General features: G+C 71.8%; 19 protein-coding genes and 1 riboswitch. Of the genes, 13 read left to right on the plus strand and 6 right to left on the minus strand.

The features are described 5' to 3' along the window. Positions 1–89 precede the first annotated feature (89 nt). Positions 90–1,058, minus strand: coding sequence for an alpha/beta hydrolase (locus AB0368_RS02600; protein WP_366151990.1), 969 nt, complete (start codon positions 1,056–1,058; stop codon positions 90–92). A 66-nt stretch (positions 1,059–1,124) separates the two neighbouring features. Between AB0368_RS02600 and AB0368_RS02605 the strand changes: the two genes are divergently transcribed. Both AB0368_RS02605 and metH read left to right on the plus strand, forming a co-directional pair. Beyond that, the gene (locus tag AB0368_RS02605) at positions 1,125–1,925 is read left to right on the plus strand and encodes an SDR family NAD(P)-dependent oxidoreductase (protein ID WP_366151991.1); all 801 of its coding nucleotides are present in this window, start codon (positions 1,125–1,127) and stop codon (positions 1,923–1,925) included. An 88-nt stretch (positions 1,926–2,013) separates the two neighbouring features. Further along, positions 2,014–2,091: riboswitch (S-adenosyl-L-homocysteine riboswitch) on the plus strand. A 19-nt stretch (positions 2,092–2,110) separates the two neighbouring features. Then, positions 2,111–5,701: a methionine synthase gene (metH, locus tag AB0368_RS02610; RefSeq protein ID WP_366151992.1), complete on the plus strand. Its 3,591-nt coding sequence runs from the start codon at positions 2,111–2,113 to the stop codon at positions 5,699–5,701. 40 nt (positions 5,702–5,741) lie between these two features. Here the strand turns inward: metH and AB0368_RS02615 are convergent, their stop codons facing one another. After that, on the minus strand, positions 5,742–6,434 hold the full coding sequence (locus AB0368_RS02615; protein WP_366151993.1) for a DUF1775 domain-containing protein: 693 nt from the start codon (positions 6,432–6,434) through the stop codon (positions 5,742–5,744). A gap of 88 nt (positions 6,435–6,522) precedes the next feature. On the opposite strand from AB0368_RS02615, the gene AB0368_RS02620 reads away from it, so the two are divergent. From AB0368_RS02620 to AB0368_RS02630, 3 genes are all read left to right on the plus strand, one after another. Then, positions 6,523–7,431: a 5'-3' exonuclease gene (locus AB0368_RS02620; RefSeq protein ID WP_366151994.1), complete on the plus strand. Its 909-nt coding sequence runs from the start codon at positions 6,523–6,525 to the stop codon at positions 7,429–7,431. Between the two features lie 132 nt (positions 7,432–7,563). Then, the gene (locus AB0368_RS02625) at positions 7,564–8,706 is read left to right on the plus strand and encodes an acyl-CoA dehydrogenase family protein (RefSeq protein WP_366151995.1); all 1,143 of its coding nucleotides are present in this window, start codon (positions 7,564–7,566) and stop codon (positions 8,704–8,706) included. Between the two features lie 37 nt (positions 8,707–8,743). Continuing rightward, positions 8,744–9,193: an Lrp/AsnC family transcriptional regulator gene (locus AB0368_RS02630; protein WP_366151996.1), complete on the plus strand. Its 450-nt coding sequence runs from the start codon at positions 8,744–8,746 to the stop codon at positions 9,191–9,193. Between the two features lie 33 nt (positions 9,194–9,226). On the opposite strand, the gene AB0368_RS02635 is transcribed toward AB0368_RS02630, so the two are convergent. Together AB0368_RS02635 and AB0368_RS02640 are read right to left on the minus strand one after the other, a co-directional pair. Continuing rightward, complete coding sequence (locus AB0368_RS02635; RefSeq protein ID WP_366151997.1) at positions 9,227–9,472, minus strand: three-helix bundle dimerization domain-containing protein; 246 nt, start codon at positions 9,470–9,472, stop codon at positions 9,227–9,229. Between the two features lie 55 nt (positions 9,473–9,527). After that, positions 9,528–9,770 carry a hypothetical protein gene (locus AB0368_RS02640; protein WP_366151998.1) on the minus strand — a complete coding sequence of 81 codons (243 nt, stop codon included), beginning with the start codon at positions 9,768–9,770 and terminating at the stop codon, positions 9,528–9,530. Between the two features lie 45 nt (positions 9,771–9,815). On the opposite strand from AB0368_RS02640, the gene AB0368_RS02645 reads away from it, so the two are divergent. Further along, a complete protein-coding gene (locus tag AB0368_RS02645; protein ID WP_366151999.1) occupies positions 9,816–9,983 on the plus strand; it encodes a hypothetical protein in 168 nt (55 codons plus the stop codon). A gap of 8 nt (positions 9,984–9,991) precedes the next feature. Here AB0368_RS02645 and AB0368_RS02650 read toward each other — a convergent pair whose 3' ends face one another. Next, entirely contained in the window at positions 9,992–10,717 is a 726-nt protein-coding gene (locus tag AB0368_RS02650; RefSeq protein WP_366152001.1) for a class I SAM-dependent methyltransferase, read from the minus strand. A 163-nt stretch (positions 10,718–10,880) separates the two neighbouring features. Between AB0368_RS02650 and AB0368_RS02655 the strand changes: the two genes are divergently transcribed. Further along, a complete protein-coding gene (locus tag AB0368_RS02655) occupies positions 10,881–11,072 on the plus strand; it encodes a CsbD family protein (protein WP_366152002.1) in 192 nt (63 codons plus the stop codon). Between the two features lie 61 nt (positions 11,073–11,133). Here the strand turns inward: AB0368_RS02655 and AB0368_RS02660 are convergent, their stop codons facing one another. Continuing rightward, positions 11,134–12,507, minus strand: coding sequence for a lysine 2,3-aminomutase (locus AB0368_RS02660; protein WP_366152003.1), 1,374 nt, complete (start codon positions 12,505–12,507; stop codon positions 11,134–11,136). 131 nt (positions 12,508–12,638) lie between these two features. Between AB0368_RS02660 and AB0368_RS02665 the strand changes: the two genes are divergently transcribed. The 6 genes from AB0368_RS02665 to AB0368_RS02690 are packed head-to-tail and all read left to right on the plus strand — an operon-like array spanning position 12,639 to position 19,137. Beyond that, on the plus strand, positions 12,639–13,679 hold the full coding sequence (locus AB0368_RS02665; protein ID WP_366152004.1) for an L-erythro-3,5-diaminohexanoate dehydrogenase: 1,041 nt from the start codon (positions 12,639–12,641) through the stop codon (positions 13,677–13,679). A gap of 5 nt (positions 13,680–13,684) precedes the next feature. After that, positions 13,685–15,226 carry an amidohydrolase family protein gene (locus AB0368_RS02670; protein ID WP_366152005.1) on the plus strand — a complete coding sequence of 514 codons (1,542 nt, stop codon included), beginning with the start codon at positions 13,685–13,687 and terminating at the stop codon, positions 15,224–15,226. Positions 15,227–15,228: 2 nt separating this feature from the next. Then, positions 15,229–16,782: a lysine 5,6-aminomutase subunit alpha gene (locus tag AB0368_RS02675; RefSeq protein ID WP_366152006.1), complete on the plus strand. Its 1,554-nt coding sequence runs from the start codon at positions 15,229–15,231 to the stop codon at positions 16,780–16,782. Next, on the plus strand, positions 16,779–17,513 hold the full coding sequence (locus AB0368_RS02680; protein WP_366152007.1) for an OAM dimerization domain-containing protein: 735 nt from the start codon (positions 16,779–16,781) through the stop codon (positions 17,511–17,513). The genes AB0368_RS02675 and AB0368_RS02680 overlap by 4 nt, the downstream gene beginning before the upstream one ends. After that, positions 17,510–17,875, plus strand: a complete 366-nt coding sequence (locus AB0368_RS02685; protein WP_366152008.1) for a hotdog domain-containing protein — start codon at positions 17,510–17,512, stop codon at positions 17,873–17,875. The genes AB0368_RS02680 and AB0368_RS02685 overlap by 4 nt, the downstream gene beginning before the upstream one ends. Then, positions 17,872–19,137, plus strand: a complete 1,266-nt coding sequence (locus AB0368_RS02690; RefSeq protein WP_366152009.1) for a glutamate mutase L — start codon at positions 17,872–17,874, stop codon at positions 19,135–19,137. Before AB0368_RS02685 ends, AB0368_RS02690 begins: the two co-directional genes overlap by 4 nt. Positions 19,138–19,166: the final 29 nt, after the last annotated feature.

Genomic DNA, 19,166 nt, shown 5'->3' on the forward strand with positions numbered 1-19,166 from the left:
GTCCCCCCAAGATCGGCGTACCGCTGCATCCTCCCCGCTGAGCTGGGGTTTCGCAGAACGGGGCCCGGGGCGGGCGGGAGATCGGCCCGTTAGGAGGAGGAGGCGCCGCCCGGAGGAACCAGCTTGAGAGTGGCCAGCCAGTTACCGATTGCGTCGTTCACCTCGGCCGGGCGTTCCAGCATCACCTCGTGGCCGGCGTCGATCGTGACCTCGGTCAGGTCGGCGCAGGCGGCCCGCATCGGCTCGGCCAGGCGGCTGTGCCGGGTCTCACAGATCGTGTCCCACGCCGCGTGGACGAACAGCACCGGCATGCGCAGCTGGTCCGCGGCCCGGGCGGCGTAGGCCCGGTTGGCCTCGTCGTTGAGATACCAGGAGCAGGGTCCCCGGAACCCGTGTGCGGAGAGGCCGGCGACGATCTCGGCGTGGTCGGCGTCGCTGAGCATCGAGCGGTCGCGCGGCAGGGTGGGGGCGTGGTGTGCGTCGCCGAACCAGCCGCCGTTGGCGCGTACGCCGGCGCTGCGGGCCGGCTTCCCCACGACCTCGGGGCGGCTGCGGCGGAACAGTAGCGAGACCGTCGCCGGGACGTCCGCCTCGAAGTCGGCGACGGCCTGGTCGAAGTGCTCCTCGTAGAAGCGGTAGTAGTCCCACTGGCCGTACGGGAACCGGTCCTCGGGATAGACCTCGCGGTCCACCAGCGGCAGCAGATGGGCCAGCGTGAACCCCTCCGGCAGGTACGGCACGCAGAGGCTCGCGACGGCCCGACAGCGCTCGGGGTGATGCGCGGCGAGCGACCAGGCGACCGGGCTGCCCCAGTCGTGCCCGACCCACACCGCCGGGCGGCCGCCGAGCGAGTCGTGCAGGCGCACCAGGTCCTCGACGACGTGCTCCACCGCGTACGCCGCGGGGTCGTCCGGCACCTCGGCGTCGCCGTATCCGCGCAGGTCGGGGGCGATGCACTCGAACCCGGCCGCGGTGAAGTACTCGACCTGGGCGCGCCACACCAGCCCGCGTTCCGGCCAGCCGTGCAGAAAGACCATCAAGGGTCGTTCGTCAGCCATGCCGGGCACAGTATCACTCGACGACACGGTTGACACTGAGTGCCACAAGCGACGTACAGTGAAGGCATGACTCCCGTGGACTACCGCCGCCAGACCACCCTGATCACCGGCGCGAGCTCCGGCATCGGCGCCGAGTTCGCGCGGCGCCTCGCCGCCCGGGGCTCCGGCCTCGTGCTCGTCGCCCGCCGCGCCGACCGCCTCGAGGCCCTGGCCGCCGAGCTGACCGCCGCCTACGGCGTACCGGTCGCCGTCGTGCCGCTGGACCTGGGCCTGCCCGGCGCCGGGCAGAAGCTCGCCGCGGCCGTGGCCGAGCGCGGCCTGACCGTGACCAGCGTCATCAACAACGCCGGGTTCGGCACCTACGGGCCGTTTCACGGCGAGGACCCGCAGCGGCTCGCGGAGGAGATCGCCGTCGACGTGGCGGCCCTGGTCGACATCAGCCGCGCCTTCATCGAGCCGCTCCGGGCCGCCGGCACCGGCGTGCTCGTCAACGTCGCCAGCGTCGCCGGCTACCAGCCCAGCCCGGCCATGGCCGTGTACGCCGCCACCAAGGCGTTCGTGCTCAGTTTCACCGAGGCGCTCTGGCAGGAGTCGCACGGCACCGGCCTGCGCGTGCTGGCCCTGTCCCCGGGCGCTACCAGCACGGAGTTCTTCGAGGTCGTGGGCACCGACGCGGCGGACGGGGGCACGAAGCGGCAGACCGCCGCCGAGGTCGTCGACGTGGCGCTGCGTACCCTCGACCGCCGGGACCCGCCGCCGAGCGTGATCTCCGGCCGCCGCAACCGCCTGCTGGTCGGCCTGAGCCCGCTGCTCAGCCGCCGCCGGAAGGTGATGGTGATGGGCGCCCTGCTCGCCCGCGGCGCCTGACCAGCGGGTGCCCGGATGCGTCGTCCAACTGACGGGACGGCGCCCTCCGGGCCGGTCGATACGACCGCCTTCGGGTATTCTTATGCGCCAGGCCGAGGGGCGCTGCGACGGGGACCACCCGCCACGCTCGGACTGGAACCACACCGACCAAGGGCGCCTCCGAGATTTTCGCGGAGGTGGTCACTGTGTCTTCGACATCCCAGGCGGCAGAGCTGCGCCGGCTGATGGCCGAGCGTGTCCTGGTGCTCGACGGCGCGTGGGGCACGATGCTGCAGGGCGCGAAGCTCGCCCCGGCCGACTACCGCGGCGAGCTCATCGCCGCCGACCACCCCAAGGACGTCACCGGCGACCCCGACCTGCTCAACCTGACCCGGCCGGACGTCATCCTCGACGTCCACCGGCAGTATCTGGCGGCGGGCGCGGACATCACCACGACCAACACCTTCACCGCGACCAGCATCGCCCAGGCCGACTACGGCCTCGAGTCGCTGGTGCGGGAGATGAACGTGCGCGGCGCGCAGCTCGCCCGGCAGGCCGCCGACGAGGCCGGGGGCAGGTTCGTCGCCGGGTCGGTGGGCCCCCTCAACGTGACCCTCTCGCTGTCGCCGCGGGTCGAGGACCCGGCCTACCGGACGACCACCTTCGACAAGGTCAAGGCGGCGTATTCGGAACAGATCGCCGCACTGGCCGAGGGCGGCGTCGACCTGCTTCTGATCGAGACCATCTTCGACACGCTGAACGCCAAGGCCGCCATCGCCGCCGCCCGCGAGGTCGCCCCGCAGCTGCCGCTGTGGATCTCGGTGACCATCGTGGACCTGTCCGGGCGCACTCTGTCCGGGCAGACCGTCGAGGCGTTCTGGCGCTCGATCGAGCGGGCCGAGCCGCTCGTGGTCGGCGTGAACTGCTCGCTGGGCGCGGCCGAGATGCGCCCGCACGTGGCCGAGCTGGCCCGGCTGGCCGGCACCTACGTCGCCTGCCACCCGAACGCCGGCCTGCCCAACGCGTTCGGTGGCTACGACGAGACCCCGGCCGAGACCGCGGGCCTGATCCGCGAGTTCGCCGATGAGGGCCTGGTCAACATCGTCGGCGGCTGCTGCGGCACGTCCCCGGCACACATCGCGGCGATCGCCGGCGCGGTGCGCGGCAACACCCCGCGTACGGTCGCCGAGCCGCAGCGCACCACCCGGTTCAGCGGCCTCGAGCCGTTCGCGATCGGCCCGGACACCGGCTTCGTGATGATCGGCGAGCGCACCAACGTCACCGGCTCGGCCAAGTTCCGCCGCCTCATCGAGGCCGACGACTATCAGGCCGCGGTGGCCGTCGCCGCCGAGCAGGTACGCGGCGGCGCGAACCTGCTGGACGTCAACATGGACGCCGACCTGCTCGACAGCGAGCGGGCGATGACCACGTTCCTCAACCTCATCGCGACTGAGCCCGAGGTGGCCCGGATCCCGGTGATGATCGACAGCTCGAAGTGGAGCGTGCTCGAGGCCGGACTCAAGTGCGTGCAGGGCAAGGGCGTGGTCAACTCGATCAGCCTCAAGGAGGGCGAGGAGTCGTTCCTCGAGCAGGCCCGCAGGATCCGCGACTACGGCGCCGGCGTGGTCGTGATGGCCTTCGACGAGCAGGGCCAGGCCGACACCGCCGAGCGTAAGGTCGCGATCTGCGGACGCGCGTACGACCTGCTCGTGCAGCAGGCCGGGTTCGCGCCCGAGGACATCATCTTCGACGCCAACGTGCTCGCGGTGGCCACCGGCATCGCCGAGCACAACGGCTACGCCAAGGCCTTCATCGACGCGCTCCCGCTGATCAAGGAGCGCTGCCCCGGCGCGCGCACCAGCGGCGGCATCTCCAACCTGTCCTTCGCGTTCCGCGGCAATGACGTGGTCCGCGAGGCCATGCACTCGGCGTTCCTGTTCTACGCCGTCCGCGCCGGGCTCGACATGGGCATCGTCAACGCCGGCCAGCTCGCCGTCTACCAGGACATCCCGGCCGAGCTCCTGGAGCTCGTCGAGGACGTCATCTTCGACCGCCGCGAGGACGCCACCGACCGGCTCGTCACCTTCGCGTCGACCGTCACCGGCTCGGGCACCAAGCGGACCGTAGACCTGTCCTGGCGCGAGGCCCCGGTCTCCGAGCGCCTCCAGCACGCCCTGATCCACGGCATCGTCGACTTCGTCGAGCAGGACACCGAGGAGGCGCGTCAGCTGCTCGACCGCCCGCTCGACGTCATCGAGGGCCCGCTGATGGACGGCATGAAGGTCGTCGGTGACCTCTTCGGCTCCGGCAAGATGTTCCTGCCGCAGGTGGTCAAGAGCGCCCGCGTCATGAAGCGCTCGGTGGCCTACCTCGAGCCCTTCATGGAGAAGGACAAGGCCTCCGGGCGCGGCCAGGGCAAGGTCGTGCTCGCCACCGTCAAGGGCGACGTGCACGACATCGGCAAGAACATCGTCGGCGTGGTGCTGGGCTGCAACAGCTACGAGGTCATCGACCTGGGCGTGATGGTGCCGGCCGCGAAGATCCTGGACATCGCGATCGCCGAGGACGCCGATGCGGTCGGCCTGTCCGGCCTGATCACGCCGTCGCTGGACGAGATGGTGGCGGTCGGCGCCGAGATGCAGCGCCGCGGCATGACCCTGCCGCTGCTCATCGGCGGCGCGACCACGTCACGGCAGCACACGGCGGTGCGGATCGCCCCGGCGTACCAGGGCCCGACCGTGCACGTCCTGGACGCCTCCCGCGTGGTCGGCGTGGTCTCCGACCTGCTCGACCCCGGTCGCGCCAAGACCCTGGACGAGGCCAACCGCGCCGAGCAGGAGCGGCTGCGCGAGCAGCACGCCAACCGGCGCAGCCAGCCGCTGCTCACCGTCGAGCAGGCCCGCGCCAACCGCGAGGTCGTCGACTTCGCTGATCTGCCGACGCCCGCCTTCACCGGCGTGCGCACCGTCGAGCCGGACCTTGCCAGGCTGCGCGACATGATCGATTGGCAGTTCCTGTTCCTCGCGTGGGAGCTCAAGGGCAAGTACCCGGCGATCCTCGAGCAGCCGGTCGCCCGCGAGCTCTTCGACGACGCCAACGCCATGCTGGACAAGATCATCGCGGACGGTTCGTTCCGGGCGCGCGGCGCGTACGCGTTCTGGCCCGCCCACGCCGAGGGCGACGACATCGTGCTGCCGGACGGCGTCCGCTTCCCGATGCTGCGCCAGCAGACGGAGAAGCCGCAGGGCCGCGCCAACCGCTGCCTCGCCGACTACATCGCGCCGGAGGGGGACCACCTCGGCGGCTTCGCCGTGGCGATCCACGGAGCGGACGAGCTGGCCGCCCGCTACGAGGCCGAGCACGACGACTACCGGGCCATCATGGTCAAGGCGCTGGCCGACCGCCTCGCCGAGGCCTTCGCGGAGTACCTGCACCTGCAGGCGCGCTGCGAGTGGTTCGAGCCGGACGCCGACCCGAAGATGGAGGACCTGCACGCCGAGCGCTTCCGCGGCATCCGCCCGGCGCTGGGTTACCCGGCCAGCCCGGACCACAGCGAGAAGAAGGACCTCTTCGACCTGCTGGGCGCGCAGGAGCTCGGCATCGGCCTCACGGAGTCGTACGCGATGACCCCCGCGGCGGCGGTCAGCGGCCTGATCTTCGCCCACCCGCAGTCGCGGTACTTCACCGTGGGCCGGCTCGGCAAGGACCAGATCGAGGACTACGCGGCCCGGCGCGGCCTCTCGGTCGATGAGATCGAGCGCTGGCTGCGGCCCAACCTGGCGTACGAGATCGGGTGACGGTACGGGGTCGGCGAGACGTCGCCGACCCCGTACCAGATCAGCTGCGGCGGCGCCGGGCCAGGAAGACCGCGCCGCCCGCCACGACGAGCGCGCCGATCAGGACCCAGATCCACCACGTGCTCGAACCGCCGGACGTGTCGGACACCGGGTCGGCCTGCACGACCGCCGGCGCACTGACGGCCGGTGCGCTCGCCGCGGCGCTACTGGCCGGCGCGCTCGCGGGCGCCGACGTCGTGGCCGTGGGCTTCGGCCCCGGCTTGAGGGTGACCAGCGGCGCCGGGTTCTCGGGCTCCTCCTTGCCCTCCTCCTGGATCTCGATCCAGCGCGAGACCTTCCCGTCGCCGTACGTCTCCAGCGTCCTGAAGGACAGCCGGGTCTCGCCGTCCGGCAGCTTGGCGACCTTGACCTCCCACTCCGCGTCGGTGCCGACCTTGAGCGCCTTGCCGCCCACCGTGAACCCGTCGGCGGTGCGCGCGAACGTCCACCCGCCCGGGGCCTTGACCAGCGTCACGGCGTCGGGGGCGATGCCCTCCGGAAGGACCACGCGCTCGCTCTTGATGCCAGCCGTCTCGCTCTCCGCCTCGCCCGCGAAGGTGAGCGTCACGTCGCTCGCCCCGGCCTGCGTCTTGTCGGCACTGACCTCGACGTGCGCGGCGGCCGGGCCGGCCACAGCGAGCACCCCCATTCCCGCGAGGACACTGATCGTCGCCAGCCGAAAACCGTTACGCACGCCGAACCACCTTCGTCGAGAAAGACTGCCGGGCTTACAGTCGCACGCCGCCGCCGGAAAGTTCCCGAAGACCGATTAGGGTTTCGCCATGCGACCTCTGCTGGCCGTCGACACCCCGAGCCTGTACTTCCGGGCGTTCCACGGCATCCCCGAGTCCGCCGCCCGCACGGACGCGGGCGAGCCGGTGAACGCCATCCGGGGCTGCATGGACATGCTCGCCCAGCTGATCCGCACCCGCCGCCCGGGACGCGTGGTGTGCGCCCTGGACGCCGACTGGCGGCCGGCGTGGCGAGTCGCGCTCGTGCCTTCGTACAAGAAGCATCGGGTTGCGCACGGCGACGTCGAGGAGGTTCCCGCGGCGCTGGAGAAGCAGATCCCGGTGCTGTTGCAGGTGCTCGAGGCGGTCGGCATCCCGGCGTTCGGCGTCAAGGGCTACGAGGCCGACGACGTGCTGGGCACGCTGGCAGCCACCCAGCCCGGCCCGGTCGAGGTGGTGTCCGGCGACCGGGACCTGTTCCAGCTCGTCGACGACGCCCGCGGCACCCGCCTGCTCTACTGCGGCCGAGGAGTGGCCAAGCTGGAGGACAGCGACGACGCGCTGGTCCAGGCCAAGTACGGCGTCCCGGCCAGGTGGTACGCGGACTTCGCGGCGATGCGCGGCGACCCCAGCGACGGCCTGCCCGGCGTGCCGGGGGTGGGGGAGAAGACGGCAGCCCGGCTGATCGCCCGCTACGGGGGCGTCGAGCAGATCGTCGCGGCCCTCGACGACCCGGCCTCGGGATTCGCGCCCGGCGTACGCACCAAGCTGGCCGCGGCCAAGGACTACCTCGCGGCGGCGCTGCCGGTGTGCCGGGTGGCGCTCGACGTGCCGCTGCCCGAGTTCGACCCGGAGCTGCCCCGGTCGCCCAAGGACGCCGACGCGCTGCTGGCGCTCGCCGAGCGGTGGAATCTCGCCGGTTCGGCGCGCCGCCTTGTCGACGCCCTGGCATCGGCATGACCGACTGCACCGCAGCGGAGCAAGGGCCAGGAGGGCATGCCCAGCCAGCACAGCATGACCGATTTTTGCCGATCTGCCTCGTCGGCGGGGCGGAGATGACGCCAGAACCTAACGCCCGTTAAGCTCAGGGGCGTGACGGTCGAACGGATCCTTCCCACCGAAGACGCGTACGAGTTGCTCGGGCTGACCCGGGAGATCGCCGAGGGCGAGCTCGCCCCGCGGGTCGCCCGCCACGAGCAGCAGGGCGAGTTCCCCCGCGACGTGCTGCGGACCATCGGGCGGGCCGGCCTGCTCGGGCTGCCCTACCCCGAGGCCGACGGCGGGAGCGGCCAGCCGTACGAGGTCTACCTCCAGGTGCTCGAGATCCTGGCGTCGTCCTGGCTGGCCATCGCCGAGGCGGTCAGCGTGCACACACTGGCGTGCTTCCCGGTGGCGGCGTTCGGCAGCGAACGCCAGCGCAAGAGCCTGCCCGACATGCTCGGCGGCGACCTGCTCGGTGCGTACTGCCTGTCCGAGCCCCAGGGCGGCAGCGACGCGGCGGCGCTGACGACGCGCGCCGTGCGCGACGCCGACGACTACGTGGTGACCGGCACCAAGGCGTGGATCACCCACGCCGGCCACGCGGACTTCTACAACATCTTCTGCCGCACCGGCGGACCCGGCGCGGCCGGCATCTCGTGCCTGCTCGCCGACGCGGACACCCCCGGCCTGCTGCCCCAGACCCCCGAACGCACGATGGGCCTGCGGTCGTCGGCGCCGGCGCAGATCGTCCTCGAGGAGGCCCGGGTCCCGGCGGACCGGCTGGTGGGCGAGGAGGGTATCGGCTTCCGTATCGCCATGCAGGCCCTCGACTCGGGCCGTCTCGGCATCGCGGCGTGCGCGGTCGGCCTGGCCCAGGCGGCGCTGGACTACGCCTGCGCGTACGCGAAGGAACGCACGCAGTTCGGCAAGCCCATCTCGGCCTTCCAGGGGATCGGGTTCATGCTGGCCGACATGGCGACGCAGACCTCGGCGGCGCGCGCGCTGATGCTGGCGGCGGCGCGGCTCAAGGACGCGGGCCGGCCGTACTCGACGGAGGCCGCCAAGGCCAAGCTCTTCGCCACGGACGTCGCGATGAAGGTGACGACGGACGCGGTGCAGGTGCTGGCCGGGGCGGGCTACGTCAGCGACCATCCGGTGGAGCGGTGGTTCCGCGAGGCGAAGGTGCTCCAGATCGTCGAGGGCACCAACCAGATCCAGCGGCTCGTCATCTCGCGCGCCCTCACCCGCGACTGATTCGGTACGGCCTCGGCCCGACCGGTATCGTGACGCGGTGGAAGAGATCGACCGGGCGATCGTGGGCGCCCTCACCGCGGACGGCCGGCTGTCCTATACCGACCTCGCCGAGCGCGTAGGCCTGAGCGTGTCGGCCGTGCATCAGCGCGTCCGCCGCCTCGAGCAGCGCGGCGTGATCAACGGCTACACGGCCAAGGTCTCGTACGAGGCCCTCGAACTGCCGCTGACCGCCTTCGTGGCGATCCGCCCGTTCGACCCGTCGCAGCCCGACGACGCACCGGAGCGGCTGGCGCACCTGGCCGAGATCGACTCCTGCTACTCGGTGGCGGGGGAGGACTTCTACATGCTTCTGGTACGGGTGGCCAGCCCGGCGGACCTGGAACGGCTCCTGCAGGAGATCCGTACGGCGGCCAGCGTCACGACTCGGACCACAGTGGTGCTGAGCACGCCGTACGAGAACCGCCCGCCCCGCATCGTCGCCCCATGAATGAACTAGCCTCCTAGGATGCCATAGAGGGCGTTACGGGTTCGGCTCGTCATTTCCGGAGCGTGCCGAAGGGATGCGTCCCCCGGAGGAGAGCCGGCGGTGTACCTCCCGCTCGACCAGCACCGGCAGGAAGTCGCGCACGGTCGCGTCGCCGAACGCCGCGAACGCCTCCGCGACGTGGTGGGAGATGACCGCGGCGGGGAGGTGGGGCCACCTCAGGCGCAGCGCCTCGGTGATCCGACCGCGCGCTTCCGGATCGGGTGTGCCCTCCGCATTCATGCGTCCACGAAACCGGACCCCGCGAACCCCGGTCAATCACACGGTAGGGGGCCCGTCACCGAAAGGGGCGCCCGGCGGCGGTCGGGCCGGTCGGCGAGGACGGCCCCGAGCCGCCTCGCGCAGCGCCGGGCCGACGCCGCGGCATCGGCGGCGATCTGCCACCGCCCGCCGGGCCGATCGGGCGGGCCGCGACCAGCTCGCGCCGGAGGGCCTGCAGCTCGGCCGGGTGGGTGTCGACCGCCCGCCCGGCCTGCTGCAGATCACGGACCTCGCCCGGTGGCTGGGCCTGGAGCTTCATCCTAGGATGCCTTAGAGGGTGTGCGCCGGGTCCAGCCTCAGAGCCATGGAGAAGGACGAGCCGGCGGAGAAGACCCGTGACGACTACCGGCGGCTGCCGCCCCGGATCAGTCCCGACGAGATGACCACGATGCAGCCGGTCGAGCACGCGGTGGACGATCCGACGAACGGCGACGACGACCAGTGGCACATCCGCCGCGGCTGGACGGCGTGACGCAGCGGTCAGCCCGGTAGCGACGCCCGGGCGCACTCGGTGACGTACGGGAGCTCGAGGACGTCCCGTCCGGCCAGGTCGGGGTGGGTCTCGGTGAGTTCGCGGACGCGGTCGAGCAGAGCCCGGCGTTCGTCCTCGGGCAGCAGGATGACGTAGCTGCGGGAGCCCACGAGGTCGAGCAGCCGGCCGAGGCCGAGCCGGTGGGTCCAGCGGAAGCGGCGGTGCTCGACCGGTCCGAACGGCGCGCCGACGTCGGTGCGGCGGGGTTCCTCGGGGGAGCGCAGGATCTCGCCGAGGCGCCGGACCCAGTCGCTGGTCTCGTCGCGCAGGTTCCAGATGAGGCCGAGGCGGCCGCCGGGGGAGAGGACCCGGGCTGTTTCGGGTACGGCACGAGCGACGTCGACCCAGTGCCACGCCTGGGCGCACACGACGGCGTCGACGCTTTGGTCCGGCAGCGGCAGGGCCTCGGCGGTCCCGGCGTGGGCCGGTACGCCCGGAAGAACCCGCCGGAGCTCGTCCAGCATGCCCTCGGAGGGGTCGACCGCGGTGACGGGCAGGCCGCGGGCGGCGATCTGCCGGGTGAGCTTGCCCGTGCCGGCGCCGAGATCGAGTACCCGGGGCTCGCCGGGAGGCAACAGCCAGTCGAGTGCCTCGGCGGGATATCCGGGCCGCCCACGCTCATAGGTGGCTGCGGCGGGTCCGAAGGAGCCGGCTTGCGCGGCGCGGTCGACCATGCGCCCATCCTGCCATCCCCTATATCTCAGGATCCTAGGATGCTCTACGCGTTGTGCGCTGGGCCGCCCAGTCGCTGAGTCACCGAGTTTTAATCACGAGCCCTTCGGGCACTGAATTCACCGACAAGGACAAAACAAGGTTCGAGTCGATGAGAGGTTGACGATGAGCTTCACGGACAAGGCCAAGAACAAGGCCGAAGAACTGACCGGCAAGGCGAAGCAGGGCATCGGCGACGCCACCGACAACGAGCGGCTCATCGCGGAGGGCCAGGCGCAGGAGACTTCCGCGCACGCCAAGCAGGCCGGCGAGCACGTCAAGGACGCCGGCAAGGACGTGCGCGACGCGTTCAGCTGAGCCGTACAGCGGAAAAGGGCCCCGGGATCACTCCCGGGGCCCTTTCGTCATTCCGCTTCTGTCATTCCGCGATCTGCTTGCGCCACCAGTCCTGGCCGGACTCGGGCAGCGTGTCGATCGGGTCGTAGTACGCGTAGAGCTTGTTGAGGGCTTCCGGGTCCTCGCGCTCGATGGAGGTGCGGTAGTTCTTGGTCCAGTACGAGATGCCGTGCTCGCGGTCGTACTCGTTGATCATGTGCACCCAGCGCTTGCCGACGAAGGGGACGTCGCAGACGATGCGCGGGGTGGCGTAGCCGGGCAGGTAGCCCATGATGTCGTGCTGGAGCTGCTGGGCGTACCAGACGGGGACCCGCCAGTGCTCGGCGTTGGGGATCATGTCGCACATGTAGAAGTAGTACGGCAGGATGCCGGCCTCGCCCTGGAGCCCGAAGCAGAGGTCGAGCAGGTCGGTGCTGGTGGCGTTGACGCCGCGCATGAGCACGCCCTGGTTGCGGACGTCGCGGACGCCGACCTCGATGAGGGTACGAGCGGCGCGGGCGACCAGTGGCGTCAGCGAGTTGACGTGGTTGACGTGGGTGTGGACCGCGAGGTTGACGCCGCGCCGTTCGGCGGTGATGGCGACGCGGTGCAGGCCCTCGACGACGTCGGGCTGCAGCCAGTGCTGGGGCAGGCCCATGAGGGCCTTGGTGGCGAGCCGGATGTCGCGGACGGTGGGCACGGAGAGCAGGCCCATGAGGTACGTCTCGAGCTGCTTCCAGGGCACGTTGGCGACGTCGCCGCCGGAGACGACCACGTCGCGGACGCCGGGGTGGGCCTTGAGGTAGGCCAGGTGGGCGTCGTAGCGGTCGACGGGCTTGAGGGAGAGCTTGAGCTTGTCGACGACGGGGGTGCTGTTGCCGACGAGGTCCATGCGGGTGCAGTGGCCGCAGTACTGCGGGCAGGTGCTGAGCAGCTCGGCGAGGACCTTGGTGGGATAGCGGTGGGTGAGGCCTTCGGCGACCCACATGTCGTGCTCGTGGAGGCTGTCGCGGGTGGCGTGCGGGTGTGACGGCCAGTCGAGGTGGCGGTCGGTGGCGACGGGGAGCATGTAGCGCCGGATCGGGTCTGCGTAGAACGACTCCGTGTCCGGGGTGCGGTCCGGCACCATGGTGTTGAGCATCTGCGGCGGGATGAGCATCGACATGGTGGCGAGGCGCTGCATGTCGGCTTCGAGGTCGTCGTAGAAGGCGTCGTTGAGCAGGTCGCCCATGACGGCGCGCAGCTGCTTGATGTTCTTGACGCAGTTGACGCGCTGCCACTGGGCGGATTCCCACTGGGCGGTGGTGATGTCGCGCCAGCCGGGGAAGCGGGTCCAGTCGGGCTCGGCGAGGGGGCGGCGCCGGTATTCGTACGGCTGGCCGGCAGTGGTGTCCGGGGTCGCATCCAGCTGCGGCAACGGTGCCTCCTGGGGTCGGGGTGTGATCGTAGTCGACGATACTGGAGAATCTCCGGTCTAGAAACCGTAGGCCCGGAGGATTTACGGTGTACCGGCGATCTGGCAGCTTGTTTCTCGTGAGGATGGTGGGAATGACGTTCGCGGTGGGGCTGTCTCGGGTCGTGGAGCCGGCGGGTGTGCTGCCGCAGGCGGCGTGGAAACTCGACGCGCGCCCGGAGATCGGGCCGGACGAGGTGCGGATCCGTGTGGAGCGTTTGAACCTGGACGCAGCCAGTTATCGGCAGCTGTCCGGCAAACATGACGGTGACGGCGCGGCGGTGCGGGCCGAGGTGCTGGAGATCGTGCGGTCGCGCGGCAAGATGCACAACCCGGTGACGGGGTCGGGCGGGATGCTGATCGGGGTCGTGGACGAGGTGGGTCCGGAGTCGCCGCTGCCGGTGAAGGCCGGTGACCGGGTGGCGACCCTGGTCTCGCTGACGCTGACGCCGCTCGTGATCGACGACGGGCTGGAGCGCTGGGACGGCATGGGTGAGCAGGTGCCGGCGTCCGGGCACGCGATTCTGTTCGGCCGGTCGGTCGTGGCGGTGCTGCCGGACGACCTGGCGCCGGAGCTGGCCCTTGCCGTGTTCGACGTGTGCGGGGCGCCGGCCCTGACGGACCGGGTGGTGCGGGAGTACGCGGATTCGGGCGTACCGGTGTCGGTGGCGGTGCTGGGTGGGGCGGGCAAGAGCGGGTCGCTGGCGTTGACGGCGGCGCGGCTGGCGGGTGCCCGTACCGTCGGTGTGGTCGTGTCGGACGCCGAGCGGGAGTCGCTGACGGCGGCGGGCCTGGCCGACCATGTCGCGGTGGCCGACGCGCGGGATCCGGTGGCGGTGTCGGCGGCGGTGACCGGTGCGCTGGGCGCGCCGGCGACGGTGACGGTCGTGTGCGTGGACGTGCCGGGGTGTGAGCACGGGGCGATCCTGTCGACGGCCGACGGCGGCACGGTGATCTTCTTCTCGATGGCGACGAGCTTCTCGGCGGCGGCGCTGGGCGCGGAGGGCCTGGCCGCGGACGTCCGGATGCTGGTGGGCAACGGGTACGTGCCCGGCCACGCCGAGTTCGCGCTGGATGTGGTGCGGCGCACTCCTGCGGTGCGGGCGTTGTTCGAGGCGCGGGTTTCGGCACACTGACGGTCATGACTTCCCAAACGGTGCTCTACACCCACGGCCGGTTCTATTCGGCGGCGGATCCGAGGGCCACGGCGATGCTGGTGCGCGACGGCCGGATCGGGTGGCTCGGTGCGGCGGCGGATGCGCCGCCGGCCGATGCCGTGGTGGACCTGGGCGGCGGCCTGGTGACGCCGGCGTTCGTGGATGCGCATCTGCACGCCACGGACACCGGGCTGGCGGCGGACGGGCTGGACCTGTCCGGGGTGCGGTCGGCGCCGGAGCTGCTGGCGGCGGTGGCGGCGTTCGCCGGTACGCGCGGCCCGGACGCGGTGGTGCACGGGCACGGGTGGGACGAGTCGACGTGGGTGGAGCGGACGCCGCCGGACGCCGATGAGCTGGAGCGGGTCGCCGGCGGGCGGCGGGTGTATCTGTCGCAGGCGTCGGTGCATTCGGCGCTGGCGTCGCGGTCGATGCTGGCGGCGTGTCCCGGCATCGAGGGGGTGCCGGGGCACGCGCCGTCGGGGTGGGTGCGGGAGCAGGCCCATCATGCGGTGCGGGCGGTGGCGCTGGGTGCGTTGTCGGCGGCGCAGCGGGAGGCGGCGCAGCGTTCGGCGTTGCGGCTGGCGGCCTCGCGCGGTGTGGCGGCGGTGCACGAGTGCGCCGGTCCGGGTACGTCGAGCGAGCAGGATTTCGCGTCGGTGCTCGCGTTGTCGGGCCGGGGCCTGCCGCGGGTGTTCGGCTACTGGGGTGAGCTGGGCGGGGCGCAGCGGGCGAAGGATCTGGGCGCGGTGGGTGCGGCCGGTGACCTGTACGCGGACGGTGCGCTGGGGTCGCGGACGGCGTCGGTGCGCAGCCCGTACGCCGACGGCCCCGGGTGCGGTGAGGCGTTCGTGTCGGCGGAGCAGGCCGGGGCGCACCTGCTGGAGTGCATCGGGCTGGGTGTGCAGGGCGGGTTCCACGCGATCGGGGACGCGGCCATCGAGAGTGTGCTGGAGGGCTTCGCGATCGCGGCCAAGGACGTCGGGGTGGACCGGGTCCGCGAGGGCCGGCACCGCATCGAGCACGTGGAGCTGGCGGACAAGGCGATGATCGCCCGGATGGTCGAGTTCGGGGTCGTGGCCAGCGTCCAGCCGGTTTTCGACGCATTGTGGGGTGGCGCGGACCGCATGTACGCGCAGCGGCTGGGTGTGGAGCGGGCGCTGGCGTCGAACCCGATCGGCGCGATGTACGCGACCGGGGTGACCCTGGCGTTCGGTTCGGATTCGCCGGTGACGCCGCTGGATCCGTGGGCGGCGGTGGTCGCCGCGGCGGCCCCGCGCAATCCGGTGTACCGGATGAGTGTGCGGGCGGCGTTCGGGGCTTCGACGCGTGGCGGCTGGCGGGCCGCGCGGGTGGACGACGCGGGGGTGCTGGCGCCGGGTGCGCAGGCGACGTTCGCGGTGTGGGACACCCCGGCGGGTCTGGACGGGGGACTGCCGGCGCTGCTGCCGGGGGTCGAGGGTGAGGTGCCGGCGCGGCCGGTGTGCCGCCGGACGGTGTTGTCCGGCGAGACCATCTACGAGGAGTGACAGTGCGGAAGCTGGGTCTGGACCCGGAGGTCGTGCGGCGGGCGAGGGAGCTCGCCGTACGGGCGGGGCAGCCGGTCGTCGATCTGGCGCGGTCGCACACGACCGTGTCGGTGGAGCGGGCGGTGCTGCGCCTGGCAGGGGTGAGCGGTGCGGACTCCGACGGGATCCCGTGGGTGAACCGGCTGGTGGACGCGGTGCGCGCGGACGTCGGGCTGGGGCACGGGGTGGCGGTGCCGGTGTTCCATGCCCTGGCCGCTGAGGGGCTGGACGATGTGACGGTGCTGGCGCAGAAGGCTGCTGCGGGGGCCGTGCGGTTCGGCGTACCGGAGAAGAAGGCCGACGTGACGGCGGCCCGGCGGGCGGCGCGGCGGGCGACCAACGCGGGTCTGAAGGTGGTGGACCGGCGCCGCGCCGAGCGGGAGCGGCTGATCAAGCGGTGGGGTGACCCGCCGCGGCGGCCGTGGATCTATCTGATCGTGGCGACCGGGGACATCTACGAGGACATCCCGCAGGCGCAGGCGGCGGCGCGGGCCGGCGCGGACGTGATCGCGGTGATCCGGTCGACGGGGCAGTCGCTGCTGGACTACGTGCCGGAGGGCGCGACCCGGGAGGGTTTCGCGGGGACGTACGCGACGCAGGAGAACTTCCGGCTGATGCGGGCGGCGCTGGACGAGACGTCGAAGGAGCTGGGCCGCTACGTGCGGCTGACGAACTACGCGTCGGGCCTGTGCATGCCGGAGATCGCGGCGCTGGCGGGCCTGGAGCGGCTCGACATGATGCTCAACGACTCGATGTACGGGATCCTGTTCCGCGACATCAACCCGATCCGCACGTTCGTGGATCAGCGGTTCTCGCGGCAGGTGCACGCCCGGGCCGGGATCATCATCAACACCGGTGAGGACAACTACCTGACGACGGCGGACGCGGTCGAGGCGGCGCACACGGTGACGGTGTCGCAGCTGCTGAACGAGTTCTTCGCGCACGAGGCGGGGCTGGCGGACTGGCAGCTGGGCCTCGGGCACGCCTTCGAGATCAACCCGGAGGTGCCGGAGTCGTTCCGCCTCGAGCTGGCGCACGCGCTGCTGGCGCGGGAGTTGTTCCCGGACGCGCCGCTGAAGTGGATGCCGCCGACGAAGCACATGACCGGTGACGTGTTCCGCGGCAACCTGCTGGACGGGTTCTTCAACCTGGTGGGTGCGCTGACCGGGCAGGGGATCCTGCTGGTGGGGATGATGACCGAGGCGGTGGTGACGCCGTGGCTGTCGGACCGCGACATCGCCCTGCAGAACGTGCGGTACGTGCTGAACGGCGCCGGGAACCTGCACGAGGACTTCGTGCCGGCGCCGGGCGGGTTCATCCAGCGGCGGGCGCACGAGGTGCTCGACGAGGCGGTGGAGCTGCTGGAGCGGGTCGTCGACGACGGGATGCTCAACGCCATCGCCGACGGCACGTTCGGGATCATGAAGCGGCCCGCGGACCGGGGCAAGGGCCTGGACGGGGTCGCGAAGCACGAGCCCGGCTACTACAACCCGGTGACGGAGGCTCTGGAGTCATGAGCATCGTCCGGCCCTACGGGGACACGACCGGTGACGGCATGGTGCAGGTGTCGTTCACCCTGCCGCTGGTGCACGACAAGCGGGCCGAGGGCGCCGCGATCCAGCTGGCGAACAAGATGGGCATGGACCCGGCGATGCTGGTGCACGCCAAGCCGATGGGCGAGGGGTTCACGTTCTTCGTCGTCTACGGCAAGGTCAACCACCTCGTCGACACCGAGAAGGTGCAGATCGTCGAGCGGGACTTCCCGCTGCTGGGCGCCAAGGAGATCAACGCCGTCATCAAGCGCCGGCTGCGGCGCCGGCTCAACGTCGTCGGTGCATGCATCGGTACGGACGCACACACGGTCGGCATCGACGCGATCCTGAACCTCAAGGGCATCGCCGGCGAGAAGGGCCTGGAGTCGTACCGGGAGCTGGCGGTGACGAACATGGGCGCGCAGGTGTCGGTGCCGGATCTGGTGGAGACGGCGAAGGCGCAGAAGGCCGACGCGGTGCTGGTCTCGCAGGTGGTGACGCAGCGCGACGCGCATCTGCTGAACACGCGGGCGATGTCCGCGGCGTTCCGGGAGGCGTTGCCGGCGGGCAAGCGGCCGCTGCTGATCGTGGGCGGCCCGCGCTTCGACGAGTTGATGGCCGGGGAGCTCGGCGTCGACCGGATCTTCTCGCGGGGTACGACGCCCCGGGAGGTCGCCTCATACCTCGTCCACGCGCTGACCGGGAGTACCGCATGATCACTGTTAAGCATCGCCGTTACGTGCCGTACGCGCACGCGCACTACGCGGGGAACCTGGTCGACGGGGCGTACTCGCTGGGCCTGTTCGGGGACGTGGCGACCGAGGTGTGCATTCAGCTCGACGGCGACGAGGGGCTGTTCGCCTCGTACGACGACGTGCAGTTCAAGGCGCCGGTGCAGGCCGGTGACGTGCTCGAGGTGACCGCGACGGTGGTGAAGATGGGTACCCGGTCGCGGAAGATCGAGTTCACGTCGACCGTGGTGTGCCGGGGCACGGGCGGTTCGGCGGCTTCCGTTCTGGACGAGCCGATCGTGGCGGTGACCGCGACGGGCACGGTGGTCGTGCCGCCGAAATCTTGAACACGGCTGTCTGCGTCGACGTCGGGTCCACGTACACGAAGGCGCTGCGCGTGGATCTGGGCAGCGGCCGGGTGCTGGGGCGTGCCGAGGTGCCGACGACGTCGGGCACGGACGTGCTGACCGGTCTTGACGAGGCGGTCGAGGTGGCCGGCGGCGGCGATCAGCTCTACGTGTGCTCCTCGGCCGGGGGCGGGCTGCGCCTGGCGGTCGTCGGGTACGAGTCGCTGGTCACGGCGGAGGCCGGGCACCGGGTGGGCCTGTCGGCGGGGGCGCAGGTGGTGCACGTGGCCGCCGGCCTGCTGGACGGGCGTGCGGTGGCGGCGCTGCGGGCGGCTCGTCCGGATGTGATCCTGCTGGTCGGCGGCACCGACGGCGGTGACGAGGAGACGCTGCGGCACAACGCGGGCCGGTTGGCGACCTCGCGGATGCGGGTGCCGGTGGTGGTGGCGGGCAACGCGGCCGCCCGGCCGGACGCGGCGCGGGTGCTGACCGATCGGGGCGTGCCGGTGACCGTGACCGATAACGTGCTGCCGCGCATAGGCGTGCTGGACCCGGGCCCGGCGCGGGCCGCGATCCGGGAGATGTTCCTGCGGCACGTCATCGGCGGCAAGAAGCTGTCGAAGGGCCGGCGGTTCGCGTCGCTGGTGCGGTGCGCGACGCCGGACGCCGTGCTGGCAGGGGTGTCGCTGCTGGCCGACGAGACCGCCGCCGGGGTGCTGGTCGTCGACGTCGGCGGGGCTACGACCGACGTGTACTCGGCGTTGCTGCCGGACGCGGAGCTGTCGCACGGCCCGCAGCGCGACGTGGCCGGGACGCTGTGGCGGTCCCGCACCGTCGAGGGTGACCTGGGGGTCGGGGTGGGCGCCGCGGGTGTGGTCGCCGCCGCGGCCACGGAGAAGCTCCCCGAGCCGGACATCTCGGGCGGGCGGCCGTACGACGTGGCGACGGACCGGGCGCTGGCGTCGACGGCGGCGATGATCGCGCTGCGCCGGCACGCGCGCGGCCACTCGCCGGGGCCCGGCATGCCCCGTACCGGCGGGCGTGACCTGCGCGACGTGCGGCTGGTGGTCGGCTCCGGCGGAGTGCTGCGCCACGGCGGCGGGCCGGAGGTCCTCGACGCCGTGCTGGGTGACACCGCCGGTGGTTGGGCGGCACCGCGGCAGGTGCGCCGGGCGGTCGACACCGAGTACGTGCTGGCCGCCGCGGGCCTGCTCGCCGACGATCATCCGCGTGCGGCGGCGGCGCTGGTGAACAGTCTGTGACGGGGGTCTCCTCGCCGGGGGAGCGGCTG

The sequence above is a fragment of the Actinoplanes sp. NPDC051475 genome, from assembly GCF_040689425.1.
Taxonomy (GTDB): Bacteria; Actinomycetota; Actinomycetes; order Mycobacteriales; family Micromonosporaceae; genus Actinoplanes.

Bases quoted from the DNA above. Each gene is read 5' to 3' on its own strand.
- AB0368_RS02600 (WP_366151990.1), bottom strand. From the start codon at position 1,058: ATGGCTGACGAACGACCCTTGATGGTCTTTCTGCACGGCTGGCCGGAA.
- AB0368_RS02605 (WP_366151991.1), top strand. From the start codon at position 1,125: ATGACTCCCGTGGACTACCGCCGCCAGACCACCCTGATCACCGGCGCG.
- AB0368_RS02620 (WP_366151994.1), top strand. From the start codon at position 6,523: ATGCGACCTCTGCTGGCCGTCGACACCCCGAGCCTGTACTTCCGGGCG.
- AB0368_RS02635 (WP_366151997.1), bottom strand. From the start codon at position 9,472: ATGAATGCGGAGGGCACACCCGATCCGGAAGCGCGCGGTCGGATCACC.
- AB0368_RS02640 (WP_366151998.1), bottom strand. From the start codon at position 9,770: ATGAAGCTCCAGGCCCAGCCACCGGGCGAGGTCCGTGATCTGCAGCAG.
- AB0368_RS02645 (WP_366151999.1), top strand. From the start codon at position 9,816: ATGGAGAAGGACGAGCCGGCGGAGAAGACCCGTGACGACTACCGGCGG.
- AB0368_RS02650 (WP_366152001.1), bottom strand. From the start codon at position 10,717: ATGGTCGACCGCGCCGCGCAAGCCGGCTCCTTCGGACCCGCCGCAGCC.
- AB0368_RS02655 (WP_366152002.1), top strand. From the start codon at position 10,881: ATGAGCTTCACGGACAAGGCCAAGAACAAGGCCGAAGAACTGACCGGC.
- AB0368_RS02665 (WP_366152004.1), top strand. From the start codon at position 12,639: ATGACGTTCGCGGTGGGGCTGTCTCGGGTCGTGGAGCCGGCGGGTGTG.
- AB0368_RS02670 (WP_366152005.1), top strand. From the start codon at position 13,685: ATGACTTCCCAAACGGTGCTCTACACCCACGGCCGGTTCTATTCGGCG.
- AB0368_RS02680 (WP_366152007.1), top strand. From the start codon at position 16,779: ATGAGCATCGTCCGGCCCTACGGGGACACGACCGGTGACGGCATGGTG.
- AB0368_RS02685 (WP_366152008.1), top strand. From the start codon at position 17,510: ATGATCACTGTTAAGCATCGCCGTTACGTGCCGTACGCGCACGCGCAC.